The sequence below is a fragment of the Symploca atlantica LB2515 genome (assembly GCF_052546295.1).
Map to the genome: position 1 here is coordinate 2,050,001 of NZ_JBQWMT010000001.1, position 23,533 is coordinate 2,073,533.

General features: G+C 44.9%; 15 protein-coding genes, 2 tRNA genes and 2 rRNA genes (1 of these 19 only partly in view). 8 read left to right on the forward strand and 11 right to left on the reverse strand.

The features are described 5' to 3' along the window. The 3 genes from ACT7WV_RS08650 to ACT7WV_RS08660 all read right to left on the reverse strand — a co-directional run. A 23S ribosomal RNA gene (locus ACT7WV_RS08650) occupies positions 1–690 on the reverse strand; it reaches 2,194 nt to the left of the window's first position. Positions 691–950: 260 nt separating this feature from the next. Further along, positions 951–1,024, reverse strand: a tRNA-Ile gene (locus ACT7WV_RS08655). A 153-nt stretch (positions 1,025–1,177) separates the two neighbouring features. Continuing rightward, positions 1,178–2,667 (reverse strand): 16S ribosomal RNA (locus ACT7WV_RS08660). The 16S and 23S rRNA genes sit together here with 1 tRNA gene alongside, the layout of an rRNA operon. Before the next feature lie 341 nt (positions 2,668–3,008). On the opposite strand from ACT7WV_RS08660, the gene glyQ reads away from it, so the two are divergent. The 4 genes from glyQ to ACT7WV_RS08680 all read left to right on the forward strand — a co-directional run bounded on the left by glyQ (position 3,009) and on the right by ACT7WV_RS08680 (position 8,493). After that, positions 3,009–3,905 (forward strand): glycine--tRNA ligase subunit alpha, encoded by an 897-nt coding sequence (gene glyQ / locus ACT7WV_RS08665; protein ID WP_445102520.1) that lies wholly within the window; start codon positions 3,009–3,011, stop codon positions 3,903–3,905. A gap of 145 nt (positions 3,906–4,050) precedes the next feature. Then, positions 4,051–6,411, forward strand: coding sequence for a ComEC/Rec2 family competence protein (locus ACT7WV_RS08670; protein ID WP_445102521.1), 2,361 nt, complete (start codon positions 4,051–4,053; stop codon positions 6,409–6,411). A 57-nt stretch (positions 6,412–6,468) separates the two neighbouring features. Beyond that, positions 6,469–6,555 (forward strand) — tRNA-Ser (locus ACT7WV_RS08675). 327 nt (positions 6,556–6,882) lie between these two features. Further along, entirely contained in the window at positions 6,883–8,493 is a 1,611-nt protein-coding gene (locus ACT7WV_RS08680; protein WP_445102522.1) for an adenylate/guanylate cyclase domain-containing protein, read from the forward strand. Positions 8,494–8,525: 32 nt separating this feature from the next. Here ACT7WV_RS08680 and ACT7WV_RS08685 read toward each other — a convergent pair whose 3' ends face one another. From ACT7WV_RS08685 to ACT7WV_RS08705, 5 genes are all read right to left on the reverse strand, one after another. Continuing rightward, on the reverse strand, positions 8,526–9,383 hold the full coding sequence (locus ACT7WV_RS08685; protein WP_445102523.1) for an Npun_R2479 family HD domain-containing metalloprotein: 858 nt from the start codon (positions 9,381–9,383) through the stop codon (positions 8,526–8,528). 182 nt (positions 9,384–9,565) lie between these two features. Then, positions 9,566–10,522 (reverse strand): glutathione S-transferase family protein, encoded by a 957-nt coding sequence (locus tag ACT7WV_RS08690; RefSeq protein ID WP_463424235.1) that lies wholly within the window; start codon positions 10,520–10,522, stop codon positions 9,566–9,568. A 31-nt stretch (positions 10,523–10,553) separates the two neighbouring features. After that, entirely contained in the window at positions 10,554–10,847 is a 294-nt protein-coding gene (gene gatC, locus ACT7WV_RS08695; RefSeq protein ID WP_445102525.1) for an Asp-tRNA(Asn)/Glu-tRNA(Gln) amidotransferase subunit GatC, read from the reverse strand. 124 nt (positions 10,848–10,971) lie between these two features. Continuing rightward, positions 10,972–11,493, reverse strand: coding sequence for a photosystem I assembly protein Ycf3 (locus tag ACT7WV_RS08700; protein WP_445102526.1), 522 nt, complete (start codon positions 11,491–11,493; stop codon positions 10,972–10,974). 52 nt (positions 11,494–11,545) lie between these two features. Then, a complete protein-coding gene (locus ACT7WV_RS08705; protein ID WP_445102527.1) occupies positions 11,546–12,292 on the reverse strand; it encodes an LmeA family phospholipid-binding protein in 747 nt (248 codons plus the stop codon). 477 nt (positions 12,293–12,769) lie between these two features. Here ACT7WV_RS08705 and ACT7WV_RS08710 point away from each other — a divergent pair, with 477 nt between their 5' ends. Both ACT7WV_RS08710 and ACT7WV_RS08715 read left to right on the forward strand, forming a co-directional pair. Beyond that, the gene (locus ACT7WV_RS08710; RefSeq protein WP_445102528.1) at positions 12,770–13,798 is read left to right on the forward strand and encodes a hemerythrin domain-containing protein; all 1,029 of its coding nucleotides are present in this window, start codon (positions 12,770–12,772) and stop codon (positions 13,796–13,798) included. A 355-nt stretch (positions 13,799–14,153) separates the two neighbouring features. After that, a complete protein-coding gene (locus ACT7WV_RS08715) occupies positions 14,154–15,044 on the forward strand; it encodes a pentapeptide repeat-containing protein (RefSeq protein ID WP_445102529.1) in 891 nt (296 codons plus the stop codon). 46 nt (positions 15,045–15,090) lie between these two features. On the opposite strand, the gene ACT7WV_RS08720 is transcribed toward ACT7WV_RS08715, so the two are convergent. Beyond that, positions 15,091–15,951 (reverse strand): SDR family oxidoreductase, encoded by an 861-nt coding sequence (locus ACT7WV_RS08720; RefSeq protein ID WP_445102530.1) that lies wholly within the window; start codon positions 15,949–15,951, stop codon positions 15,091–15,093. 618 nt (positions 15,952–16,569) lie between these two features. Between ACT7WV_RS08720 and ACT7WV_RS08725 the strand changes: the two genes are divergently transcribed. Next, positions 16,570–16,854: a hypothetical protein gene (locus ACT7WV_RS08725; protein ID WP_445102531.1), complete on the forward strand. Its 285-nt coding sequence runs from the start codon at positions 16,570–16,572 to the stop codon at positions 16,852–16,854. Positions 16,855–16,892: 38 nt separating this feature from the next. Continuing rightward, positions 16,893–18,404, forward strand: coding sequence for a D-alanyl-D-alanine carboxypeptidase/D-alanyl-D-alanine endopeptidase (dacB, locus tag ACT7WV_RS08730; protein WP_445102532.1), 1,512 nt, complete (start codon positions 16,893–16,895; stop codon positions 18,402–18,404). A 77-nt stretch (positions 18,405–18,481) separates the two neighbouring features. On the opposite strand, the gene ACT7WV_RS08735 is transcribed toward dacB, so the two are convergent. Both ACT7WV_RS08735 and smc read right to left on the reverse strand, forming a co-directional pair. Then, entirely contained in the window at positions 18,482–19,471 is a 990-nt protein-coding gene (locus ACT7WV_RS08735) for a PRC-barrel domain-containing protein (RefSeq protein WP_445102533.1), read from the reverse strand. A gap of 141 nt (positions 19,472–19,612) precedes the next feature. Further along, positions 19,613–23,371 (reverse strand): chromosome segregation protein SMC, encoded by a 3,759-nt coding sequence (gene smc / locus ACT7WV_RS08740; RefSeq protein ID WP_445102534.1) that lies wholly within the window; start codon positions 23,369–23,371, stop codon positions 19,613–19,615. Positions 23,372–23,533: the final 162 nt, after the last annotated feature.

The window sequence follows — 23,533 nt, forward strand, 5'->3', positions numbered from 1 at the left end:
CAAACCGTGACATTACGCCCTATTCGGACTCGCTTTCGCTTTGGCTGCGGCATTTTCGCCTTAACCTGCCACGACCTGTAAGTCGCCGGCTCATTCTTCAACAGGCACACGGTCAGACGTTGAATCGTCCTCCCATTGCTTGTAGGCTAATGGTTTCAGGTTCTATTTCACTCCCCTTCCGGGGTTCTTTTCACCTTTCCCTCGCGGTACTGTTTCGCTATCGGTCACACAGGAGTATTTAGCCTTACGAGGTGGTCCTCGCGGATTCACACGGGATTTCACGTGCCCCGTGCTACTCGGGATACAGCTAAGAGAAACTTGGCTTTCGAGTACAGGACTTTCACCTCCTCTGGTGCAGCATTCAACTGCTTCCTCTAACCTCACGTCTCTAGTGTCGCTGTCCCACGACCCCACCTAGAATACTAGGTGGTTTAGGCTACTTCCCGTTTCGCTCGCCGCTACTCAGGGAATCGCTGTTGCTTTCTTTTCCTCCAGCTACTAAGATGTTTCAGTTCACTGGGTTCGCTCTTGCTCACTTATGGATTCGTTGAGCAGTACTTAGGGTTGCCCCATTCGGAAACCTCCGGCTCAAAGCTTGCTTCCAGCTCCCCGGAGCGTATCGTCGGTTGCTACGTCCTTCATCGCCTCTGTGTGCCTAGGTATCCACCATTAGCCCTTTGTAGCTTGACCACATTGGTTTGTCTCTTTTCTCTAGTTAACTTCCTTGCCTCAAGGGCAAGAGCGTCACTTGACAGAAATTTTGACCACAATAATTGCTATGCAGTTTTCAAGGTGCTGACTGGATTTAGCATCCAGCATTCCACTGAACTTTCGTCTCAGTAAAGGTGCTGAATTCTAATTGCTCCAAAGTTTGGTTCGAGAGCAGCTCAATGATTGACTTAGCTGCCGTTTGATAAAGCTAGAAGAACTTCTATCACTCCCAGTTGAGGTGGGCCATCCTGGACTCGAACCAGGGACCTCACCCTTATCAGGGGTGCGCTCTAACCACCTGAGCTAATAGCCCATGTTACCGGGAATAGTTGGTTAATCACTCAAGAGAGTTTCAACCGAACCAGTTAATAGTTTGAAAGCTTTGAGATTGACACTCGGCCGACCTTAATCTCTAGTTCAGCTACCTTCATTTGGGTTTAGTTGCTGACTAGTTAGGTCTCCCTAAAAAGGAGGTGATCCAGCCACACCTTCCGGTACGGCTACCTTGTTACGACTTCACCCCAGTCACCAACCCTGCCTTCGGCGTCCCCCTCCTCGAAAGGTTAGGGTAACGACTTCGGGCGTGGCCAGCTTCCATGGTGTGACGGGCGGTGTGTACAAGGCCCGGGAACGGATTCACCGCAGTATGCTGACCTGCGATTACTAGCGATTCCTCCTTCATGCAGGCGAGTTGCAGCCTGCAATCTGAACTGAGGCAGGGTTTACGGGATTCGCTGACTCTCGCGAGTTCGCTGCCCTCTGTCCCTACCATTGTAGTACGTGTGTAGCCCAGGACGTAAGGGGCATGCTGACTTGACGTCATCCCCACCTTCCTCCGGTTTGTCACCGGCAGTCTCTCTAGAGTGCCCACCCGAAGTGCTGGCAACTAAAAACGAGGGTTGCGCTCGTTGCGGGACTTAACCCAACATCTCACGACACGAGCTGACGACAGCCATGCACCACCTGTGTTCGCGCTCCCGAAGGCACTCCCCAGTTTCCCGGAGATTCGCGACATGTCAAGCCCTGGTAAGGTTCTTCGCGTTGCATCGAATTAAACCACATACTCCACCGCTTGTGCGGGCCCCCGTCAATTCCTTTGAGTTTCACGCTTGCGCGCGTACTCCCCAGGCGGGATACTTAACGCGTTAGCTACGGCACGGCTCGGGTCGATACAAGCCACACCTAGTATCCATCGTTTACGGCTAGGACTACTGGGGTATCTAATCCCATTCGCTCCCCTAGCTTTCGTCCCTGAGTGTCAGTTGCAGTCCAGTAGAGCGCCTTCGCCACCGATGTTCTTCCCGATATCTACGCATTTCACCGCTACACCGGGAATTCCCTCTACCCCTCCTGCACTCTAGCCTGTCAGTTTCCACTGCCTGCCCGGAGTTAAGCCCCAGTCTTTGACAGCAGACTTGACAAGCCACCTGCGGACGCTTTACGCCCAATAATTCCGGATAACGCTTGCATCCTCCGTATTACCGCGGCTGCTGGCACGGAGTTAGCCGATGCTGATTCGTCAGGTACCGTCATTGTGTTCTTCCCTGACAAAAGAGGTTTACGACCCAAGAGCCTTCCTCCCTCACGCGGTATTGCTCCGTCAGGCTTTCGCCCATTGCGGAAAATTCCCCACTGCTGCCTCCCGTAGGAGTCTGGGCCGTGTCTCAGTCCCAGTGTGGCTGATCGTCCTCTCAGACCAGCTACTGATCGCTGCCTTGGTAAGCCTTTACCCCACCAACTAGCTAATCAGACGCGAGCTCCTCTTTTGGCAATAAATCTTTCACCCGTAGGCACATCCGGTATTAGCCACCGTTTCCAGTGGTTGTCCCCGACCAAAAGGCAGATTCTCACGCGTTACTCACCCGTCCGCCACTCACCCCGAAAGGTGCGTTCGACTTGCATGTGTTAGGCATACCGCCAGCGTTCATCCTGAGCCAGGATCAAACTCTCCGTGTTGTTTTTGAGAATTTGTGGTTCCAGTTGCTTGCGCTTCTAGTTCCTGGTTCTCTCGTTATCTCTTATGCTAGTGTCAGGGCTAACCCTTTCACTTTCAATTTACTTGACGAGTGCCAATGCTCTTTTAAAGCTTTCAAACTATTGCTTTGTCTAGGTTCGGGGCTTGGGAGTCGTTTGTCTTCCCCTCAAGCGCTTTACTAATATAATCCTCCTTTCTCTTTCTTGTCAACCTTTTTTGGGAAAATATTTTCCTGAAGTCTCAAACGTAGATATGACAATGCATTTACGGGACAATGGAAATGAGATTAGATGTTGTGAGAATACATAAGTGGAGGTTAGACGTGAATTTTCAGTCAGTGATTGCTACGCTCAATCAGTTCTGGAGTAATCGCGGTTGCCTGATTGCCCAACCCTATGACACAGAAAAAGGTGCTGGCACCATGAATCCACACACATTCTTGAGAGCAATTGGTCCTGAGCCTTGGTCGGTAGCTTACGTAGAACCGTGCAGACGACCCACAGATGGGCGCTACGGCGAAAACCCGAATCGCTATCAGCACTACTACCAGTACCAGGTATTGATCAAACCTTCACCAGATAACATCCAGGAAATTTATCTAAGTTCCCTCAGGGCATTAGGAATCAATCCTGAAGACCACGACATTAGATTTGTAGAAGATAATTGGGAATCCCCGACGCTAGGAGCTTGGGGCGTCGGCTGGGAAGTTTGGCTCGATGGAATGGAAATTACTCAATTCACTTACTTCCAGCAGTGTGGCGGGATTGATTGTCATCCCGTATCCATAGAAATTACCTATGGTCTAGAGCGACTAGTCATGTATCTGCAAGAAGTCGATGCTTTTACTAAAATTCGCTGGAACGAGCAAATTAGCTATGGAGATGTTCATCTTCAGGGAGAAATTGAACAATGTACCTATAACTTTGAGGCTTCTAACCCCGACTTGCTGTTCACTTTGTTTAGTCTCTACGAGCAGGAAGCAGAGAAACTGAGCAAACAAAGGCTAGTTCTCCCCACACTTGACTACGTCCTGAAATGCTCTCATACGTTCAACTTACTTGATGCCAGAGGCGTCATTTCAGTCACGGAGAGGACTCTCTACATTGGTAGAATTCGCAATTTAGCACGGCGAGCGGCTCAACTCTACTTACAACAGAGAGAAAATCTTGAGTTCCCTCTTTTAAGAAAATCTGATTACCACAGTACCCCTGTTGTGTAGTCGAAGAGTCAGTAGCTAAGCTTGCGCTGGCAAGCTCTCCTATTAAGGAGAGGAATCAAGGTGCGCTTTCTAGTATTCGTAACTTACTAGTGTTGCGTTCTATCTTTAATAGAGTATTAGGTTAGAAGTTGGGTTGAGCAGTCAGATGAATCCTGCCAGTGGTGCTCTACTGAGTTTGGCTTATATTATTGGTCTACTTTCTACAGCTAGCCTGGGATTACTTACTCCTGCTAATCGCTGGACAGAGTCTTTCATAATGGTTACGGTACTAGCTGTATTCGGGATAGTAGCCGCAATTACCTTACCCCGACTTTGGCGAACAGGACCAAAGCCCAGGCTCTGGCTAGCAGCAGGACTTGTTGGATCCCTAGCGGTTATCTATTTCCAAGCAAGAATGCCGCAACCAGAACTGAATGATATCAGCCAGTTCGCCCAGTCAGGTAGTGGCACAACACCAGCGCAATTTATCACCATTCAAGGGGAAGTTGAGAGCATACCTCGCCTTACACGCAGCGGACGAGGACAATTCTGGTTAGAAGCAAAGCAACTGAGTGAACTAAAAAGTCAGGACAAGAACGGTGCAATTAGTAAGGGAGTCAGCGGCAAGTTATACGTAACAGTTCCACTGCTTCAAGCTACCAGTCTCTATCCCGGTCAAATAATTGCTATTACCGGCATTTTATATGAACCCAAACCAGCCAAAAATCCAGGGGCTTTTGATTTTCAAGCGTACCTGGCTCGAGAAGGCGCTTTTGCTGGTATGAGTGGGCGTCAGGTCAGCTTCCCCGACGAAAGTCAAGAAAAACCTTGGGGATGGTGGATGGTTAGAGAGCGAATTATCCGTTCACAAATGCGCTCGTTAGGTAGCCCGAAGGGGCAGCTTGTAAGTTCTATGGTCTTGGGTCGTCGTGCTGTTGACTTACCCTACGATATACGTGACCAGTTTATCGAGGCTGGCTTAGCTCATGTACTAGCAGCCTCTGGATTTCATATTTCTCTGATTTTGGGTTTAGTTTTGGCATTAACGAGGCGTTGGGGAACACGAACCCAATTTGGCATTGGACTAAGTACCCTAATCGTCTATGTAGGATTAACCGGTCTACAGCCCTCGGTGATGCGAGCAGCAATTATGGGATTGGGGGCATTAGTAGCTTTAGTAACCCAACGCCAGGTTAAACCTTTGGGTTCACTGCTAGTAGCAGCAACTATTTTGTTGTTGTGGAATCCTCTTTGGATTTGGGATTTGGGATTTCAGTTGAGCTTTTTGGCAACGCTAGGATTATTAGTAACAGCACCAATGCTGACCAAGAAGTTAGACTGGCTACCATCCACAATCGCTTCCCTGATTGCAGTTTCGCTAGCTGCTTCCTTATGGACATTACCACTACAACTCTATGTTTTTTACAAAATTGCTCCCTACAGTGTTGCAGCTAACATAACTTGTTCTCCTTTAATCGCTCTCATCAGTTTGGGTGGTGTTATTAGTACAGCGGCAGCACTAGTATCATCCAGTGTGGGAAGTAGCTTGGCTTGGCTGCTCTACTATCCAACTCAGTTATTGATGAATTTAGTGGAATTTTTTAACAATTTGCCAGGGAGTTCCATCGCTGTTGGACAAATTTCCTTATGGCAACTGCTGTTATTGTACGGATTGCTTGGATTCACCAGTATTAACCGAAAATGGCGCAATCACTGGTGGCTACTGAGTGGCATCGCACTGACCTTAGTGATACTTCCTGGATGGCAAACCAAGGTAGCACAGTTGCAAGTAACCATTCTAGCTGGTAACCAAGAACAAATTTTAGTAGTTCAAGACAGGAATAGAGTTGCCCTATTGAATAGTGGAGAAGCAGAAACAGCCACTTTTGTCGTGTTACCGTTTCTGCGACAGCAAGGAGTTAATCACCTCGACTGGGCTATTGCCTTAGATATGCAACCTCGCCTTAGAAGTGGCTGGGTTCCTATATTAGAAAGTTTATCAGTCAAGAAGTTTTACGATACTGCCGCTTCACAACCTCCGTCAAGCGATACTCAGGATCGAGAATCTACCGCTTACCACGACTACATTGTTAGTACAGTTAAGTCTCAAAAGGGTAACTATCAGTCCCTGTCAACAGGTGAAACAATTTCTGTTGCCTCTACTACTCTTAAATTGATCAATATTGAACCATCAGTACTGCAACTACAACTGCGTAATCAAAATTGGTTGCTTCTAGGAAAAAGCGAGCCAGCTTTGCAGCAAAAGTTAGTAGCAAGCGAGAACCTCCCTCAAATGCAAGTACTTTATTGGTCTGGAGACAGCCTAACACCGGAATTTTTAGATGCCCTGAAACCGAAAGTGGCGATTGCTTCATCCGAGACGGTGAATCAAGAAACAGCACAGCTACTGCAAAAAGCTGGAATTACACTCTACTGGGCTGGACGTGATGGTGCTATCCAGTGGACACCTCAAGATGATTTTCAAACAACTCTTGAGAGAATCAATAAAGATAGCCCGTTGTTGTAAAGTGCTAGTAAATCTTGCTGGATGTCAGTAGAATAACTGAGGATACCTCCTCTAAGAGGAGAGGTGGCAGAGCGGTTGAATGCGGCAGACTCGAAATCTGTTATGGTGTCACAACCATCGGGGGTTCGAATCCCCCCCTCTCCGTTTGAATAGGAAGATTATCAAGACTTATTTTTCTTACTAGGTGATCCTGGTAAGGAATTTTTTTTGGCAAAGAGCTTCAATGCCAAACTTTTTGGCTATGGTGTATGCACTTTGTCTGTTGCATAGTTGACCTGATTACTTGCGATCGCTCCTTGAATTTGAACCATCACTAGAACTGCTTAATCCAGGAAACTTGGTAAGAATTTTTTTGTCCACAATATTGTTTTGGTATCTTAGTTTTATTAGGGGTGCAAGTGCTAGAAAAGATTTGTCCCCTATTTAAGGTAGGGTAAGAAATTTAAGCCTGAGTAACCCTGAGCAGAGGATGTGCCATATCTAATCTCCGAGCCTAAAACTCCTGATGCCAAAACTCACAAATTGAGTTTTGGCACCAACAGCATTGGACGCGACGCAGACAATAGTATTGTCGTGAACCACAAGAGTCTTTCCCGCAAACACGCAGAGATTGGGATTACTGATACTCAGGCTATTATTCGGGATTTGCACAGCCTCAATCATACCTTTGTCAACGGAGTGGTAATTGACCACTACGAACTCAAAGACGGGGACTTAATACGTTGTGGTGGTATAGTTTTCCAGTTTGTTGAGGCCCTCAAAAATTCTGGACAGGATCCTCTAGATCTCGAAGAAACTCAGATATCAATTGTCACATGCTTCTCACCTGAGCAAACAGAAATTGCTATGCAAAACTTACTGCACCAAGACTTGGCAGTTCCTAGTTTGGCACCACCCTATGTTGCTCAACAGGCAGTTACGAAATTAAATACTTTGCTCAAAGTTAGTCAACAGCTTTCTTCCCCTGAAGAACCAGAGAAACTGTTAGAGAAAATTCTCGACCAACTGTTCAAAAACATGGATGTAGATCGAGGGGCAATTCTCTTAGTAAATCAAGCAACAGGAGTACTTGAACGTCAAGCTGCCAAGTCAAAGTCAGGAATCACAGCAGACTACAACTTCTATAGTAAAAGAATTACCAATTTGGTTGCCAAAAATGGAGATGCCATCAAAACCGCTGATGCTTGCCTTGATCCACAGTTAAAAGATTCAGACTCTATTCTCAAACAAGGTATCCATGCCTCAATGTGTGTACCCCTGAAAAAGCGGGAGGTAGTAATCGGGGTACTATACGTTGATCATTTATCCTTGGTTAATGTCTACTCTGACGAAGATCTTGTGTTTCTGGCTTGTCTGGCGAACCAAGCCGCGATCGCAATTGAAAATTCCCGACTTTACCAACAGATGCAAGCAGAAGCGGTTTTACTCGATAAACTTGAGCGTTTCTTTCCCGAAAGTGTCAGCAAAAAGCTCAGAGAAGAAGGTAACTTAGAGATTATTGACACTGAAGTAACAGTACTGTTTTGTGACATCAGCAGCTTTACAGAAATGTCTTCTCAAATGGAACCTCGGCAATTAATTGAGATGCTCAATGAATACTTCCAGATTATGGTAGAGGAGATTGTATTTCCTTACGAAGGAACTTTAGAAAAATATATTGGAGATGCCCTACTAGCAGTTTGGGGCGCTCCTTACCAGCGAAAAAATGACGTGGATCAAGCTGTTCAAGCAGCAATCGCTATGCAATGGGCGGTATGCCGTCTTAATCAAGAGTGGGCAAAACGGCGTAACTTAGAAATTAAAATTCATATTGGACTCAACACAGGAAAAGTGGCGGCGGGAAACATTGGCTCAAAAAAACTGATTCAGTATGCAGCCATTGGTGATACTACTAATGTTGCTAGCCGTATCTGTAGTGTTGCCAAAGCTGACGAGATCCTTATTTCCCAAAGTACTTTTAATAAACTCGAAAATCGGACTCTGCCTTTACAGAAGATGGCACCTGTTCAGGTCAAAGGAAAAGACTTACCCTTGCAACTCTATCGTCTTCTCTGGGAGCAAGTGCAACTATTACCCACTTAACCTTCACCTTGGATAAAGCCTAACGGCTAGCTTTAGTAGGTCAAAACAGGCTGTAGATGCGACTCATGTTCCACTTCAAAGACATGGGCGTAGAGATTGGCGAGAATTTGTTTACCTTCTTGAGTTAGCCTCAGATAACCTAGGGCTTGATGGATGTAAGGATAGACTACCTTCCAGTAAAATTTGGGATAATTGAGCCGCAGCTCATCTGGGTGGCAATAACCTAACTCTTTATTCATACCAATTTCTTCAAATTCGTAGAATAAAGCAACCGTCTTATCTAAATAGCGGGGGTCACTAAGTTGACCAATTAGATCTGCCGCCCTCACTAAACCTGGATAATTGACAGTATCTTGATGGTCAGAGTCTAAAGGAACAGGAAAGCGAGTTAATTCAATATTTTCCTTGATGATGGGAGCATCAATGAGTTTATGACCACCAAATCGTTCTTCGATGAATAGCTTACCCCGATCAACATGATAATTAGTCAAGCTAGCATCGGTAGAACCCAAGGGAAGTGTAACGGTAATATCCTCTTTTCCGATAGCATATACTCGAAACTCAGGTCGATCCTGGCGACAGACTCCCTTGACATAGCCGATATCGTGACACAACAGAGAAATCACGAAATGCAACCAGTTCTCACAGGAAACTCCACCTTCACGAATATGTTTACCCCGCAAAATTTCTTGACCTACTAAAGTCACAAAGACGGTGTGTTCAACATTATGATACAGAGCATTACTATTGGCGATATTTTCTAATGCCATATTGCCAACCCAGCCAATAATGTCGGCATAGTCTGACTTCAGACCACCATAAGCTGAGTAGTATCCTGCCTTGAGTTCTCGCACGAAAGCATCAATAAGAATTTTACTGGGATTAAACATTGATAACCCGGAGTTATTATTTATTGAGGTTCTTAAAACTGAGGAAGTTGGAAAATTAAACCGGCATTAATTAAGAGATACAATGCCAGAAATATCGTAGATTACTAATATCTATCAATCAGTAATGTCGATCACTTTCAATAATTTTCACTGGGTAGCACTAGGAATATAGCACCATCAAACTATCCACGGTTATGAGGTTCCTCAAAATTAATCACCGGCCCTTTCGGCACAATGCCACTCGGATTAATAAAAGGATGGCTTTTGTAATAGTGCTGCTTGATATGATCAAGATTGCAAGTTTCCTTCACTCCTGGCTGCTGGTAAAGGTCTTTCAAATAATTCCACAAATTGGGATAGTCAACTATGCGCCTCAAATTGCACTTGAAATGGACATAATAGACAGGATCAAAGCGCAGCAGGGTGGTGAACATACACCAATCAGCTTCAGTCAGCCTCTCTCCACAAAGATAACGCTGCTTGCTTAAAATATCTTCCCAATAATCAAGAGCCTCGAACAGTTCCGTTACTGCTTCATCGTAAGCATTTTGAGTTTTGGCAAACCCTGACCGATAAACGCCATTGTTAATCGGCTCATAAATGGCGTCAATTGCCTGATCAATTTTCTCACGCAAACTATCGGGATAGAAACTAACATCCGACTGAGCAATTGCGGTAAACTCGGTGTCGAACATCCGGATAATTTCGAGGGATTCATTATTTACAATTGTGTTAGTTTCCTTATCCCAAAGAATTGGCACCGTCACCCGTCCAGTACAGTTAGGATCCGCTTTAAGATACACTTCCCGCAGATAGCGAGATCCGTTAACTGTATCAGGTATGCAACCAGGAGCATCAGAGAACTCCCAACCCTCTTCATTCATAAAAGGGTCAACAATTGAAACAGTAATCGCCTCTGATAAACCCTTTAATTTCTGCATTATCAGAGTACGATGCGCCCAAGGACAGGCATAGGAAACATACAAATGGTAGCGCCCTAACTCGACTTTAAAGTCTGTAGAACCATCAGTACTTACCCAGTTACGGAACTTGGTGGGATTCCGCTTAAATCTTCCTTGGGAATCTTGCTGATAGGCTTCGTGAGTCCATTGCCCATTGATAAGCATCCCTGTAGCCATAGTTTCCTCCTCATCACCTTTTTTTGGATGTTTAACTCTCTTCATTGAGAATTTTTGGCACTCTGAAGTAGTCACCATCTTGTTCGGGAGCTTCTTTGAGCATCGCTTCCCTATCAGGGTATAGTTTTAACTCATCTGGTCTAGTCACGTTACTGACATCAATTGCCCGTGTAGTTGGTGGTACATCATCAGTATCTAATTCACTTAGCTGCTCAAAGTAGTCCAAAATATTACTTAGCTGACCTGCAAACTGCTCTTCTTCCTGTGGTGTCATTTCCAAGCGGGCGAGATTAGCGACTTTGCGTACTTGCTCACGGTCAATCATAGGATTAGTTAGTTATTTATTGGTTAGGGGTTGACACCCTTGAGGTGCTAAAAAGGCAGAATTTCCTAGTAATTGGTCGCTAGTAATTTGTTAACAACAAACAATTAGCGACCAATAGCTAAAGCTAAAAGTAGACATCCATCGCTGAACGACCTGTAACTTTCAGCCAGTTTTGTGCCTCAATGTAGTTGTTGGGGGCAATGCGAATCGCCCGTTTCCAATATTCAGCAGCTTGGTCGTACAAAGCCTCAGCCGCATCTGCGTCTCCGGCTACCTTTGCTTGTTCACCCTGATAGTGGTAAATTACGGCGACATTGTTGAGGGCTTGAGTCATACGAGGGTAGCATTCTAAGGCCTCGTGATAGAGATCTAAAGCCTTCTGGTGTTCACCATTACTGGCATAAATTAGCCCCATGTTGTAAAGAATATAGCTGCGGTCGTAGGGGTCTTCTTCTAATGTCAGAGCTTCGTTATAGTTATCGAGGGCTTCGGCATATTCACCATCGGCTTGAGCTGACATACCATCTCGGTAGTAAACAAAAGCTTCCTTAGCTTGTTTCTTCGTAGGCAGAATTTTTAGAATGAGATCTGCCATCACCGTGAAGGATTTGTCGATAAAGTTATCGTTACGTTGAGTTCTGGGCATAGTTGCTTCCTCAATAGACCCGCTAGTAGATCATCGTATCTCGTCTAGAGGGTTACGCAGAAGGAAGCTGCTCAACATGAGCTTTAATCCAAACCGTTACTTGGTCTGTGTCCACCTCTAGCCGCTTCATCTGTAGCAGCATACCCTGATAACGGAAATAGCGTAGACTCAAAATTTCATTAATTTTCGTCAATAGAGCTGCTGTTTGTTCTATCGGTAAGTCTTCGCCCTCAAGATACTGGCCCTGCTCAAATGCAATATACTCTCCACCATCCCGAATGCTAAGTACGACTCTGAAGTTAGCTTTTTGAGTTTTATTAACCAGATGAGCAATAACCTTTGCCTGAATAACAAGTTTATCTTTGCTTGGTAAGCTGCATTCTACTTTCTGTAAATCAATTATCAATCTTCGATTGTTGAGAGGAATCTTTAAATTTCGGACCTGTTGGCGTAGATAGTCGGAGTTTAAGGCACGATTAAGATCTGCTGTGGTGAGTACGAGACGACCTGAAGCATCAATGGGATGACTCAGTTCAATTTTGCCTAGGGCGGTGCTGAGAATATCGATGGCAATGTTATCCGCTTGTAGTTGTAATTCCTCAAGTCTTAGGTCTTGTGGTGTGACTAAGCCTTCACCCCTGACGGTAACCGAATCTATTTCTCCCTGTACCAGCCCTAGAGCGTCGCTTTCGATATCAACATCTATAACCTCAGCGTCATTAAGTTTTGCCGATAAGCTAAGCTCCGCTACTTTATTAAGTGCCTGTTCTCCAATTCCTGAATTTCCTTCTTGTGTCACGAACTATTCTCCTGTTGTGCTGCTATCTCGAAGAGTTAGTTTCTCCATATCAGTTAATAGAATCTAGAAATGCTGTCTAGTTTGTTTGCAAAATTTTTGGCTCCTTAATTACAACAAGATTTCAGCTTGTAAATAGGGGAGTGTAACATTTTCTGATTATGGGTCTGGTGATGATTACTTTATAAGAGTTGACTTTGGAAGTTTTCTATAAATAAACGATCACCAATTTATAATAAATCAATCTAATGTTTCAGAGCCATTTAATTCTCCAATTAAAATACATCTATCTAAAGGCGTAATCTTTGTTGCATATCGTTAGCAAAAAAATAATAGTAATAGTGCTTAAACAAATATTTTCTCAGGCTTGCTCAGCTCGAAGATGAATCTACCAAGAGAAAGAAGAAATAAATTTAGCCATAGGAGAAACTAAAACAAACAGAATAAACCATCCCAAAAAACTGACAAACGGAAGTAGAAATGGCAGTAAAACTCGAAGACACAAAACGCACAGCGATCGCCGAAAAATTGGGTGATATGAAGGCAATACAAAATCAAATAATTGCCAATGAACAAAAGTTAATTTCAGCTTGTACTGATTCTGAAATTGCTGAGCGCCTGCGGGAAATGCTCGATGACGACCAGAAAAATATGGGTGTGCTGGAAACAGTAATTGTTGAGTACGGCGTCCAAGCTCAGCCGAAAGACAAAATCCAGCAGCTGATCGAAAAGACTCAGCAAATGATGGATTCCAAAGAGTTCTCTATGTATGAAAAGGTTACGCAGCACGAGCTACTCAAGCACGGACAGGTCATGTCTGGACTGATCATTCATAAGGCTGCTCAAGTGGTAGGTGCAGACATTGAAGAAGCTATCACACCTTTGAATACAGTTAACTTTGAAAACCGCGCTCACCAAGAACAACTCAAAGGAATCTTAGAGATCTTAGGTACTCGTGAACTGACTGGTAAAGATCCAGATCAAGGCGTTTGGGGTCGTGTACAGGATGCGGTTGCAGCCTTAAGTGGAGTATTCGGCGGTGCAGTAACCCGCACTAAAGATGAGATGAATATTATCGAACTCATCCAGACTGATCACCGTAAGGTAGAGACTCTCTTTTCGGAAATTGAGAACGCCAAAGAACCTCAAAAAATCCAAGAGTTTTTCGGCCAGATTTACAAAGATCTAAGCGCTCATGCCGAAGCAGAAGAAGAAATCGTCTACCCAGCACTCCGGAGCTACTATAACAATACCCAGGAGTTGTACGACGAACAAACTCAAATGAAGCAGATGCTAGAAGACATTAAGTCTAGCGACCCCAGCGCGGCTAACTTCAAGGATAAAGTTCAAAAACTTAAGAAAGCAGTTAAAGAACACGTTCGTGAGGAAGAAAACGACGCGCTGGCTAAAATTCGCCAGAACATGAGTGAGCAGCAAATGGAGCAAATGGCTACTCGCTTCAAAGAGGCCAAGAGCCGTTTACAAAAAGAAATGGCATCTAGCAAGTAATCAACTAGGTCAACTTAACTAATATTACTGAGAGGTTTAAGTGACCTCTCTGTCTTTTTTAGCAAGTAGAGAATATGACTTTCAGGGTGAGCTTTTAAAAAAACTGAATAAATCAAGAAGATAAGTACTGTTAACTGGGGGCAAATTGATGAACAATTGTCACAAAAAAAAGAAAATTGCAGTAAAATGGATCGCCTACTCTGAATAAATATTTTATAAGATCAAAACCACAGATTGAGTAGTGAAGTAGATACAAACTCACTGTTGCTAAATGAGGCTGACCAGAGGTTGACTCTTCAGGTTCGAGCTGAGTGATTTGACTCGTGGTGGCGAGAAAGTAACAAAGGTATAACCCATGAACGCTGATCAACTTTTAAGGAAATATGCAGCGGGAGACAGAAATTTCTGTTTGGTCAACCTGAGCAGAGTTAATCTCAGACAAGCCAACCTTAGTGGTGCCGATTTCACTGAGGCAAATCTGAGTCAAATTAACTTATGGAGGGCAAATCTGAGTCACAGCACTCTGGCAACAGCTAACTTGCAAGGAGCAGAATTGGAGGGTGCGAACTTGCGCTTAGCTGATTTAAGCGGAGCTGACATGATGGGCGCTAACTTAATTGGAGCTAACCTGAGTTTAGCTAGCCTGACTGGCGCGGATTTGAGGGCTGTGACAATGATGATTGCCGGTTTAGTGGGCGCAGACCTCAATGGAGCTGACCTACAAGGAGCTAACCTAATCGGAGCTGACTTACGAGGAGCCAACTTAGTTGGAGCCAACCTCAATCGGACAAACCTAAGTGGAGCCTGCTTATATGAAGCCGACTTGAGCGAAGCTAATTTGAGTAAAATCAACTTGCAAAGAACGGTGTACGACGAACAGACTAAGTTTCCCGATGGATTCCACCCCATAGCGGCTGGAGCTTACTTAATGGCTCCTCAAGTCTCCCTTTCCGGAATTAATTTAAGTGGAGTTCCTCTTCCGGGAGTCAACCTCAATCAAGCCGACTTGAGTCAGGTTGACTTGAGGAAGTCTGACTTATTCGGTGCCGACTTAAGCAATGCCGACTTGAGTGGAGCCAACCTGAGCGATGCAAATCTCAGTGGGGCTAATTTAAGTGGAGTCGACTTGAGTGATGTCAACCTCGACGGAGCCAACCTGAGCGGTACTACAATGCCTGACGGTGACGTACACAATTGCCAAGAGCTATCACCATCAGAAAAAAAGACCCCACCCCAGTACAACTAAGGTGAGATCTAATGCTCTAATATCAATGAGCCAATAGCTCATAAAGCTAAGCACCAACTACAACCCCACCGTTAGGATGTAATACCTGACCAGTAAAATAGCTGGAATCATCGGAAGCCAAAAAGACAAAGCTAGTCGCTACTTCTACTGGCTGACCAGGTCGCTTCATCGGCACTTGTTTACCAAAACCTTCGACTCCTTCAGAAGGAAAAGCATCAGGAATAAAAGGAGTCCAGATGGGACCTGGTGCTACACCATTAACGCGAATTCCTTTACCCACAAGAGATTGAGAAAGTGAGCGGGTGAAAGCCAGAATAGCACCTTTTGTAGTTGAGTAGCTCAGTAAAGAAGTATTACCCTTATAAGCATTAATCGACGTAGTGTTAATAATTGAACTTCCCTCTTGAAAATGGGGGAGAGCAGCTTTACTCAAGTAAAACATTGAGAAAATATTCGTGCTGAAAATACTTCCTAAGCGTTCTGCGTCAATTTTTTCGATGCTTTCTTCTAAATACTGCTCCGCAGCGTTATTGACAAGAATATCAAGTTTGCCCAACTGATCAATCGTCTTTTGTACGACTTCCTGACAAAACTTTTCGCCACTAATATCTCCGGCAATTAGTAAGCACTTTTGACCCTGTTCCTCTACAAGACGCTTGGTTTCTTGGGCATCTTCATGCTCATCGAGGTAAACAATAGCAATATCAGCTCCCTCTTTAGCATAGAGAACAGCTACTGAGCGACCGATGCCACTGTCCCCTCCAGTAACTAAAGCCACTTTGCCACGCAACTTGCCACTTCCCTGATACTCAGGGCGGTCATACTGTGGTTTTGGCGTCATTTCTGACTCCAAAGCTGGTTTTCTAGACTGTGACTGAGGTGGTATCTGATCGGGCGTAATTGTCATGTAACACTCCTTAAAACTAATTGGGATTACTTAATTTTTCCACCACAGGCATCCAATACCTCAGACCGTTCTGATAGGAAGTTTAATTCCCCCCTGGTAGTGGCAAAGTAGAGGAAGCGATAAAAACTCTACACTGCTCTAGTTGGCTGATTGCTCTCGCACCGTCTCAACATCTGACATCGCTCTACTTCGATGTTTGAACTAGGGGTCACAACGGCAAAACTCCCCTCCGGTGAAGAATCGAATACTTTTATTTGAACTGTATACAGGTTAACTTTATGACAGCGTGATTTTATCAATCTGTAGATGTAAAGTGACCAAGTTTTTTTTCAACCTATGGATATAAGAAACCAGTAGCAAATCACTACTTTGATTCTAGATTTTTAATTACTAACTGAATGAGCAGATTGGGTTTTGATAATTAATGAAGCACTATCCCAATTTTTTTTGACAGATACCCTACAATTGTTTGGCAATCAAGCTTTGAAGTAAATTAAAGTTATTTGGGCAGATTTATTTTAGGCTAAACTGTAGCGACAGCATGGGCAAGCTGTATCCGAGGAAAACTGACTAGCGGTCAAAACTCTCAGCTCCATTTAGAATTTCGGATAGATGATCATGGACAAGCGTACTCTTCGCAAACTTCACCGCACACTAGCACCAATTATTTTCCTTCCCTTCTTAGTCACGGCTATTACAGGGATAATCTACCGTATAGGAAATAGCTGGTTTGGTATGCCAAGGGAGTATTCACAACTCATGCTATCAATTCATCAAGGCACCTATCTTGGTGAGCAACTCAGACCTATTTACGTGCTATTAAATGGTCTGGGATTGATTGGTATGGTGGTGACAGGAATTGTCATGAGTGGCATATTTCGTCGTAGCCGTACTCAAGAATAAAAGCTGGGTTGCCTTCAACTTCACTCAGAAATATTGTTATGCCGATTCCCCCAGCCAGCATACTCAGCTTAAGTAAACTTCCCAGATTGTTGCTTTCTTTGCTAGGAGTATCCTTAATATTTGGGCAAAATCTGGCAATCGCTCAAGTTGCTACTTCAAATACAGCCAAGGAAACGCCAGAGGTTAGCAAGCCTATTTGCCCTAGAGATTTAGAGTCTGCCATTGAAGCAATTATTGAGCGTCCCCAATTAGCGCGATCGCGTTGGGGTATTTTGATTCAACCTCTAGCTACTACTGAAACTCTCTACGCTCGTGAAGCATCTCGCTATTTTATACCCGCCTCGAATGCTAAACTTCTGACAACAGCAGCTACTCTACACCAGCTTGGCTCCTGGTTCCGGATTCAAACATCGGTTTATGGTACTGGCACTCTTCCTAATTTAACTTCTTTGCGCGTGGCGGGACGCGGTGACCCTAGTCTTAATAATGCTGATCTGAGCGACTTAGCACAACAACTCAAGAGGCAAGGAATACACCAGGTAGAGCAATTGATTGTAGATGATGGCTACTTTCAGGAAGCAGCCGTCAATCCTACCTGGGAGTGGTCTGACTTACACTTTTCCTATGCTGTAGCTGTCAATAGCTTAATTTTGAATCAAAATGCTGTTGAACTGACGCTATCACCACAACAGCTCGGTGAAGCTCTAGAGTTGAGTTGGAGTGACCAAATCGCTGCTAAACAATGGCAAGTGAGAAATAATTCCCTAACCGCAGAAGCACTAACACCAAACTCTGCCGCAGTTACTGGTATTTTAGGTCAACCCCAGTTGCAAATTACGGGTAAGCTAGCAGTTGATGCAGAGTCCAACTCTTATTTTCTGGCAATTCCTGACCCGGCTAAGTATTTCTTGGAACGGTTTCAAAATGTACTGAGAGCTGAAGGAATTGAGGTGGTTAGGGCTTCTTTAGCATCTAACTACGTCGCTTCTGGTGAAAGAGAATTAGCAAAAGTTGAATCTCCTCCCTTAGCAGTTTTGTTAGTCGCAACCAATCAGGAGAGTAACAACCTCTATGCAGAAGCGCTGCTACGTACCCTCCATACTACACAGCAGGGTAAATTGTCTCCAGAAGATCCGTTGAAAGCAGCTTTAGCCAATCTGGGAGTTGATCCCACAAGCTACCTCCTGGCTGACGGTTCGGGACTGTCTCGCCATAACCTAGTAACTCCAGAAGCGATCGCACAAACTCTCAAGTTAATCGCACAAACTCCTCAAGCAGCCGTTTACCGTGCTTCTTTGCCAGTTGCTGGTATCAGTGGCACTTTAAGCAGTCGCTTTAGTAACACAGCAGCTCAAGGTAATCTTCGGGCAAAAACTGGAACTTTGAGCGGTGTCTCAGCTTTATCAGGGTATCTGGATGTTCCTACCTATCAGCCTTTGGTCTTCAGTATCATGGTCAATCAATCCGAGCAATCTAGCACCAATTTACGTCACGCAATTGATGAAATTGTCCTTTTATTAACTCGTCTACGTACTTGTAAAGTAAGTTAAAAGTTGCTTGCGTAGTTCTCCCCGAAGTGATCGCTTGAAGGTTGAAACTTTACCCCTAACCCTTCATGCTTTAAAGTTCAGTAACCTGCCTCTTCTTCATATTCGGGAGCTTTAGTCTTTTCTGGAATATTAACTCGCGGCGCTTGATAAGGCTCTGGCGCTGGCACCTCGTCCTCCCAGGCATCACCCTCAACTTCGTAATCTTGGTATTCCTCTACATAATCCTTGCCGTAAGGCTCCGGTGAAGTATAGACTGGCTCCTCGTACCTAGCTACTGGTCTACTAGGTGCATCGACCCATTCATCACCCCAGTTATCCTCTTCTTGCTCGTAGTAAACTGGCTCTGGTTCCTGACGGCGCATGGGTTCTGGTTCTCGCCAATCGTCTTCCCAAGACTCTTCGACAGGTACAGCGGTTTGAATAGGTTGAGATATGGGGGTGCGAACAGGAATGCCCGTTCCCAGTTGATTTTCCGGTCGGGTAACTGGGGTGTAGTAAGTTTCCTCTTCTTCACGTTCCCAGGGTGGCCTGCCAATACCTAAGCGCTCTAGAACACCTACCGTCAACTGAATCAACCGTTCTTGAGATCCTTCAAAAACAATTAATCGATTGGGGCCGCTACTGACAATTTCATCAATTGGGAGTTCGTAGGTACTAACAACCTGGTCAGGAATTTGTGGTACTCCCAAAGAAGCGATAATTAGAGAAGATACTTTGCCATCTTCAACGTTGAACTTGAAGCCCCTTACTCGACCTAGCATTTCACCAGTTTCGGTGATTACTTCACTGTTGATTAGGGTGCTGTAGGCTTCAACGTCAATATCTTCAATAGCGTCTTCATCCTCTACCAAGATGACATCACCAACTTGCTGAATGCTACTCAGGAGCATGTACTTGGGCATCCCAGCAATGGCGAGCAGGTTGTCTCGCAATCCCAGCGCGACAACTTCACGCCGATCAATATCTACCAATAGATCCTTGACGACTCCCAGGCGTCTACCGTTATCACGAGTAATCACCTGGGTATTTAAAATATCAGAGCGTTGACGAATAAGTTCAGTTGTCATTATGTCTCGTAATCCTGAATCTTGACTCCTGCTGGAATATCAATAGCATTCAAATGTCATTAATGTCTGGTAATTCTAAAAAATCTTGACTCCTGCTCAAATATCAATAACAATATTTTGACGCTAATAATATAATTTAATCTATCGAGTAGCATTTTTGGGCGGCAATTTCAAACCCAAAACTTGAGTGTAAGCGCCCCTAGCTTGGGTAACACCAATAGTGCGCTCAGCAGACTCAATCATGGGGCGACGTAAACTGACTACGATAAATTGAGCCAGCATAGCCTCTTGTTTGATCATTCTAGCTAATCGCTCGACGTTTGCCCCATCCAGAAACATATCAACTTCATCAAAGGCATAGAAAGGCGAAGGACGGTAGCGTTGTAGGGCAAAGATGAAACTCAGGGCAGTAAGAGATTTTTCCCCGCCTGACATTGAAGCTAGCCGTTGTACTGGTTTGCCCTTGGGGTGAGCAACCAGATTAAGTCCACCCTCAAAGGGATTTTCCGAATCATCGAGCTGTAGGTAACCGTCACCATCAGAGAGTTCGGCAAAGATTGTCTGGAAGTTATGGTTGATGGCGTCAAAGGCTTCCTTGAAAGCCTGTAATCTCAGAGTGGTAAAGTTCTCTACCCTTAAAAGAAGTTCAGTGCGCTCGGCTTCGAGAGTTGCCAATTTCTCCGAAAGTTCTTGCAAACGTACCTGGGTAGTCTCGTATTCTTCCAAAGCCAACATATTGACTGGTTCCATTGCCTGGAGGCGTTTCTGAGCGTTTTTTATTTCCTTTTGGAGTTGTTCTAGGTGAGCGGCGAAGGAGTCGAAGGCAATCACTTGAGAGGCACTGGCGTGAGATTCTGTCTCCAGATGATTAATCAGAGGTGGCACCTCGGGAAGAGGATTAGGTAACTCAGCTTCTTGGAGTTGTAACTGAGTTTGGCGACTGGTAAATTCTTCCTGTCGCGCTAACTGGGTTTCTTGGAGTTTTTGGAGTTGCCAGGAAAGCTGTTGGTGCTGCTGTTGTTGTTGACTGAGGTATATCTCAGCGCGATCGCGTTTCTGTTTAACTTCCCCTAGTTGCTGCTCAATTTGGCTCAACAGTACCTCAGTCTGAGTAATCTGCTCACTCATCGCTAGCAGTTCAGAGTCAAGTGTTGATTGCTGATCCTGGCAAGACTGCTGCTGAGTTTGATATTCTGTAATCTTGCGGTAGTCTTCTGTAGTTTTCTCACCCAGGCGCTGCTGCTGATTTTCCAAATCCAGGAGCTGTTTTTCGGTAGTCAGGAGTGCTTGCTCACCTTCGTGCAATTTGGCTTCCCAGCCTTTAATAATGCTCTGAATTTGTTGCCACTCGTTAGGTGTTTGAGACTCTTCTAATTGGGCTAACTGTTGACGTAGTTCTTGTAACTGGGCTTCTAGAGTAGGTAAATTAATATTGAGAACATGCAGACGTTCGCTTGTAGTTTGCTGCTCCTGAGTGTTTTGAGCAAGTTGTAAAGTTACCTGGTGTTGCTGCGCTGCTAGATTCTTAACCTCTTTATTTAACTGCTCCCAGCGTAATTGTGTTTCCTTACTCTGAGCCTTTACCTCCGTCAGTGTTTGAGTCATTTGTTTAACCGAAGCTGAGGAATTCTCAATCGAGTCACCACAGCGCTCTAAAACAATCTCAATTTCTTGGAGGCGATTTTTCAAAGCCGCCATTTCAGAAGATTCTGTCGCATCACTAGTGCCAAAATGTAATCCAGAACGTTGGCTGCGACTACCGCCACTCATTGCGCCACTGCTTTCGAGTATTTCTCCCTCTAAGGTGACAATACGATGCTTTCCTAAATAGTGACGAGCATCATTAAGAGTTTCAAAGACCACTGTGCTACCAAAAACGTAAGCAAAGATCTTCTCGTAACGAAGCTCATGCTCAATTAGGTTAACAGCGTAGTCCACAAAGCCTCTAGCGTAGCGCAAGGCAACAGTTTCAGTAAATCGCGGTGGCTGGATTTTGTTGAGAGGCAAAAAGGTGGCTCTCCCCGCACGTTTTTGTTTGAGCAGCTCAATCCCAGCAGCAGCAACACCATCGTCTTCTACCACTAAATGACCCAAACGTTGACCAGCAGATGTTTCTAGAGCTAGTTGGTAGCGTGGCTCTACTCGACCAAGTTGAGCTACTAATCCACAAACACCCGGTATTCCGGTTTCCAAGAGTACTTTAGTGGCATAGGTGCCTTGGGCTTCTTGCTGAGCTTGGGCTTGAGCTTCTAGTTTATCTAGCTGACGTTGCTTATCTCGTTGTTCTGAGAGTAATCTAGTCTGGGTTTGTTGCTGAATTTGTAATTCTCGCTCAGTTGCTGCTAGGGATTGAGCCAGAGAGGGAATTTGTTGGGCAGATGCTTGCAGTTGAGCTTCTAATTCTGCGGCTTGAGCCTGTTTGGTCGCAATTTCTGGCTCTAAGTTTTGCAACAATTGAGTTTGCTCGGCAATAACGCGATTAAGCTGACTCTGACGTTCTCGCAATCGAGCTTGCTCTGTGCGCTGAGGATCAATACTTTGCAGCAAAGTTTCACTATTGCGATTAAGGGCAGTTTGTTGCTGTACCCAGGCATCAGAAGCAGAAGCGATCGCATTAGCTTGTTCTCGACTGTGATTGAGAGCAGTCTGTGCTTCATCCCTGGCTGTCAGCTTTGAAGCGAGTTCTTGGGTTTCTACATGATGCTTTTCAGCTTTTAGCTGCTCCAGAGTCTGCTCATTGTGTTGAATCTGCTCCTGTGTCTTCTGGAGGTTAGTCTTGGTTTGTTGTAGACGATCACGTAGTTCTTGTCGTCGCAGAGAAAGTTGGCGCTGTTGAGCTTTTTGGGTAGCCAAAGTTGAAGCTAAAGCCAACTGTTCTTCTTCTCCTAAGGCTTTGACACGGGCATTAAGTTGCTCTAGTTCTGTGGTTGCTTGCTCTAGTTGTGCTGCTAGTGTCCTTAATTGTGAGTTTAGTTGAGTTTCTTGGGCTTGACCCAGCTCAATTTGCTGCCTGAGCTGTGCTTGCTGCTGTTGGAGCGATCGCCATTGTAGTACTATTTCCCACTGCTGCTTTTCCTGAACTTCAGCGCGCAGCTTTTGGTACTTTTTTGCCTTAGTACTCTCAGCTGCTAGCCTGTCTCGTTGGGCAATCAGCTCTTTTTCGATAATACGGCAACGATCCTCCCGTTCTTTGACCTGATCTAAAGTCTGTCTAGTTTGGGAAATTTTACGATCAAAAGCGGCAACGCCTGCTAACTCATCTATAATTTCCCGACGCTCTCGCGGTTTCATCGTGATGATGCCAGTAACATCTCCTTGCAGCACCACGTTGTACCCCTCCGGATAAACCCGCAGTTTATTGAGTTGTTCGTGTAGTTCAGTTTGGGTGCAAGATTCACCGTTGATGTAGTAAGTTGAGGTGTAAGTCCCTTGTCTAGTTACTCTTAGCCGTCGAGTCACACTCCATTCTGTAGTTTCTGGCTTGAGGGGATGAGGTTGATAATTTTCTGATTCCTCTGGAGAGGAGGAATTTTCGGTTAAGGCTGTCTGATGTCCATTACCAGCATAGTTATCTGTTAAACTCTCCCCTAAAACAGGAACTTCTTGCTCCTGATTGCCTGCAAAGGTTTCCGGTGCATCTGACAAATCAAAGGTGACAGTGACATTAGCCTCAACTGTGCCTCGACGCTCTTTGTTGTGGTTAACTAAATCAGGAAGCCGTTCTGCTCGCATACCCTTAGAACTGGCAATGCCCAAACAAAACAACAGAGCATCAAGAATATTGGATTTACCTGACCCGTTTGGCCCGGAAACAACTGTAAAACCTGGCAGCAGAGGAACCTGAGTCGTGCCGCCAAAGGATTTAAAGTTAGTGAGTTCTACGCGCTTGACATGAACCATAGGCGCTGGTTAAGTGAGCTTGACCGATAGGCATAGGCCATCAGTTTTAAAGTTGGCGCAATGCTGATTAGGTTAGCACGAGCAATCGTTCAATGGCAGGTGTATTAAGTTGGCTTTGAGAGGAAAACAGGGAATAACAAGAAGTTTTTTGCCTCTTGCGAA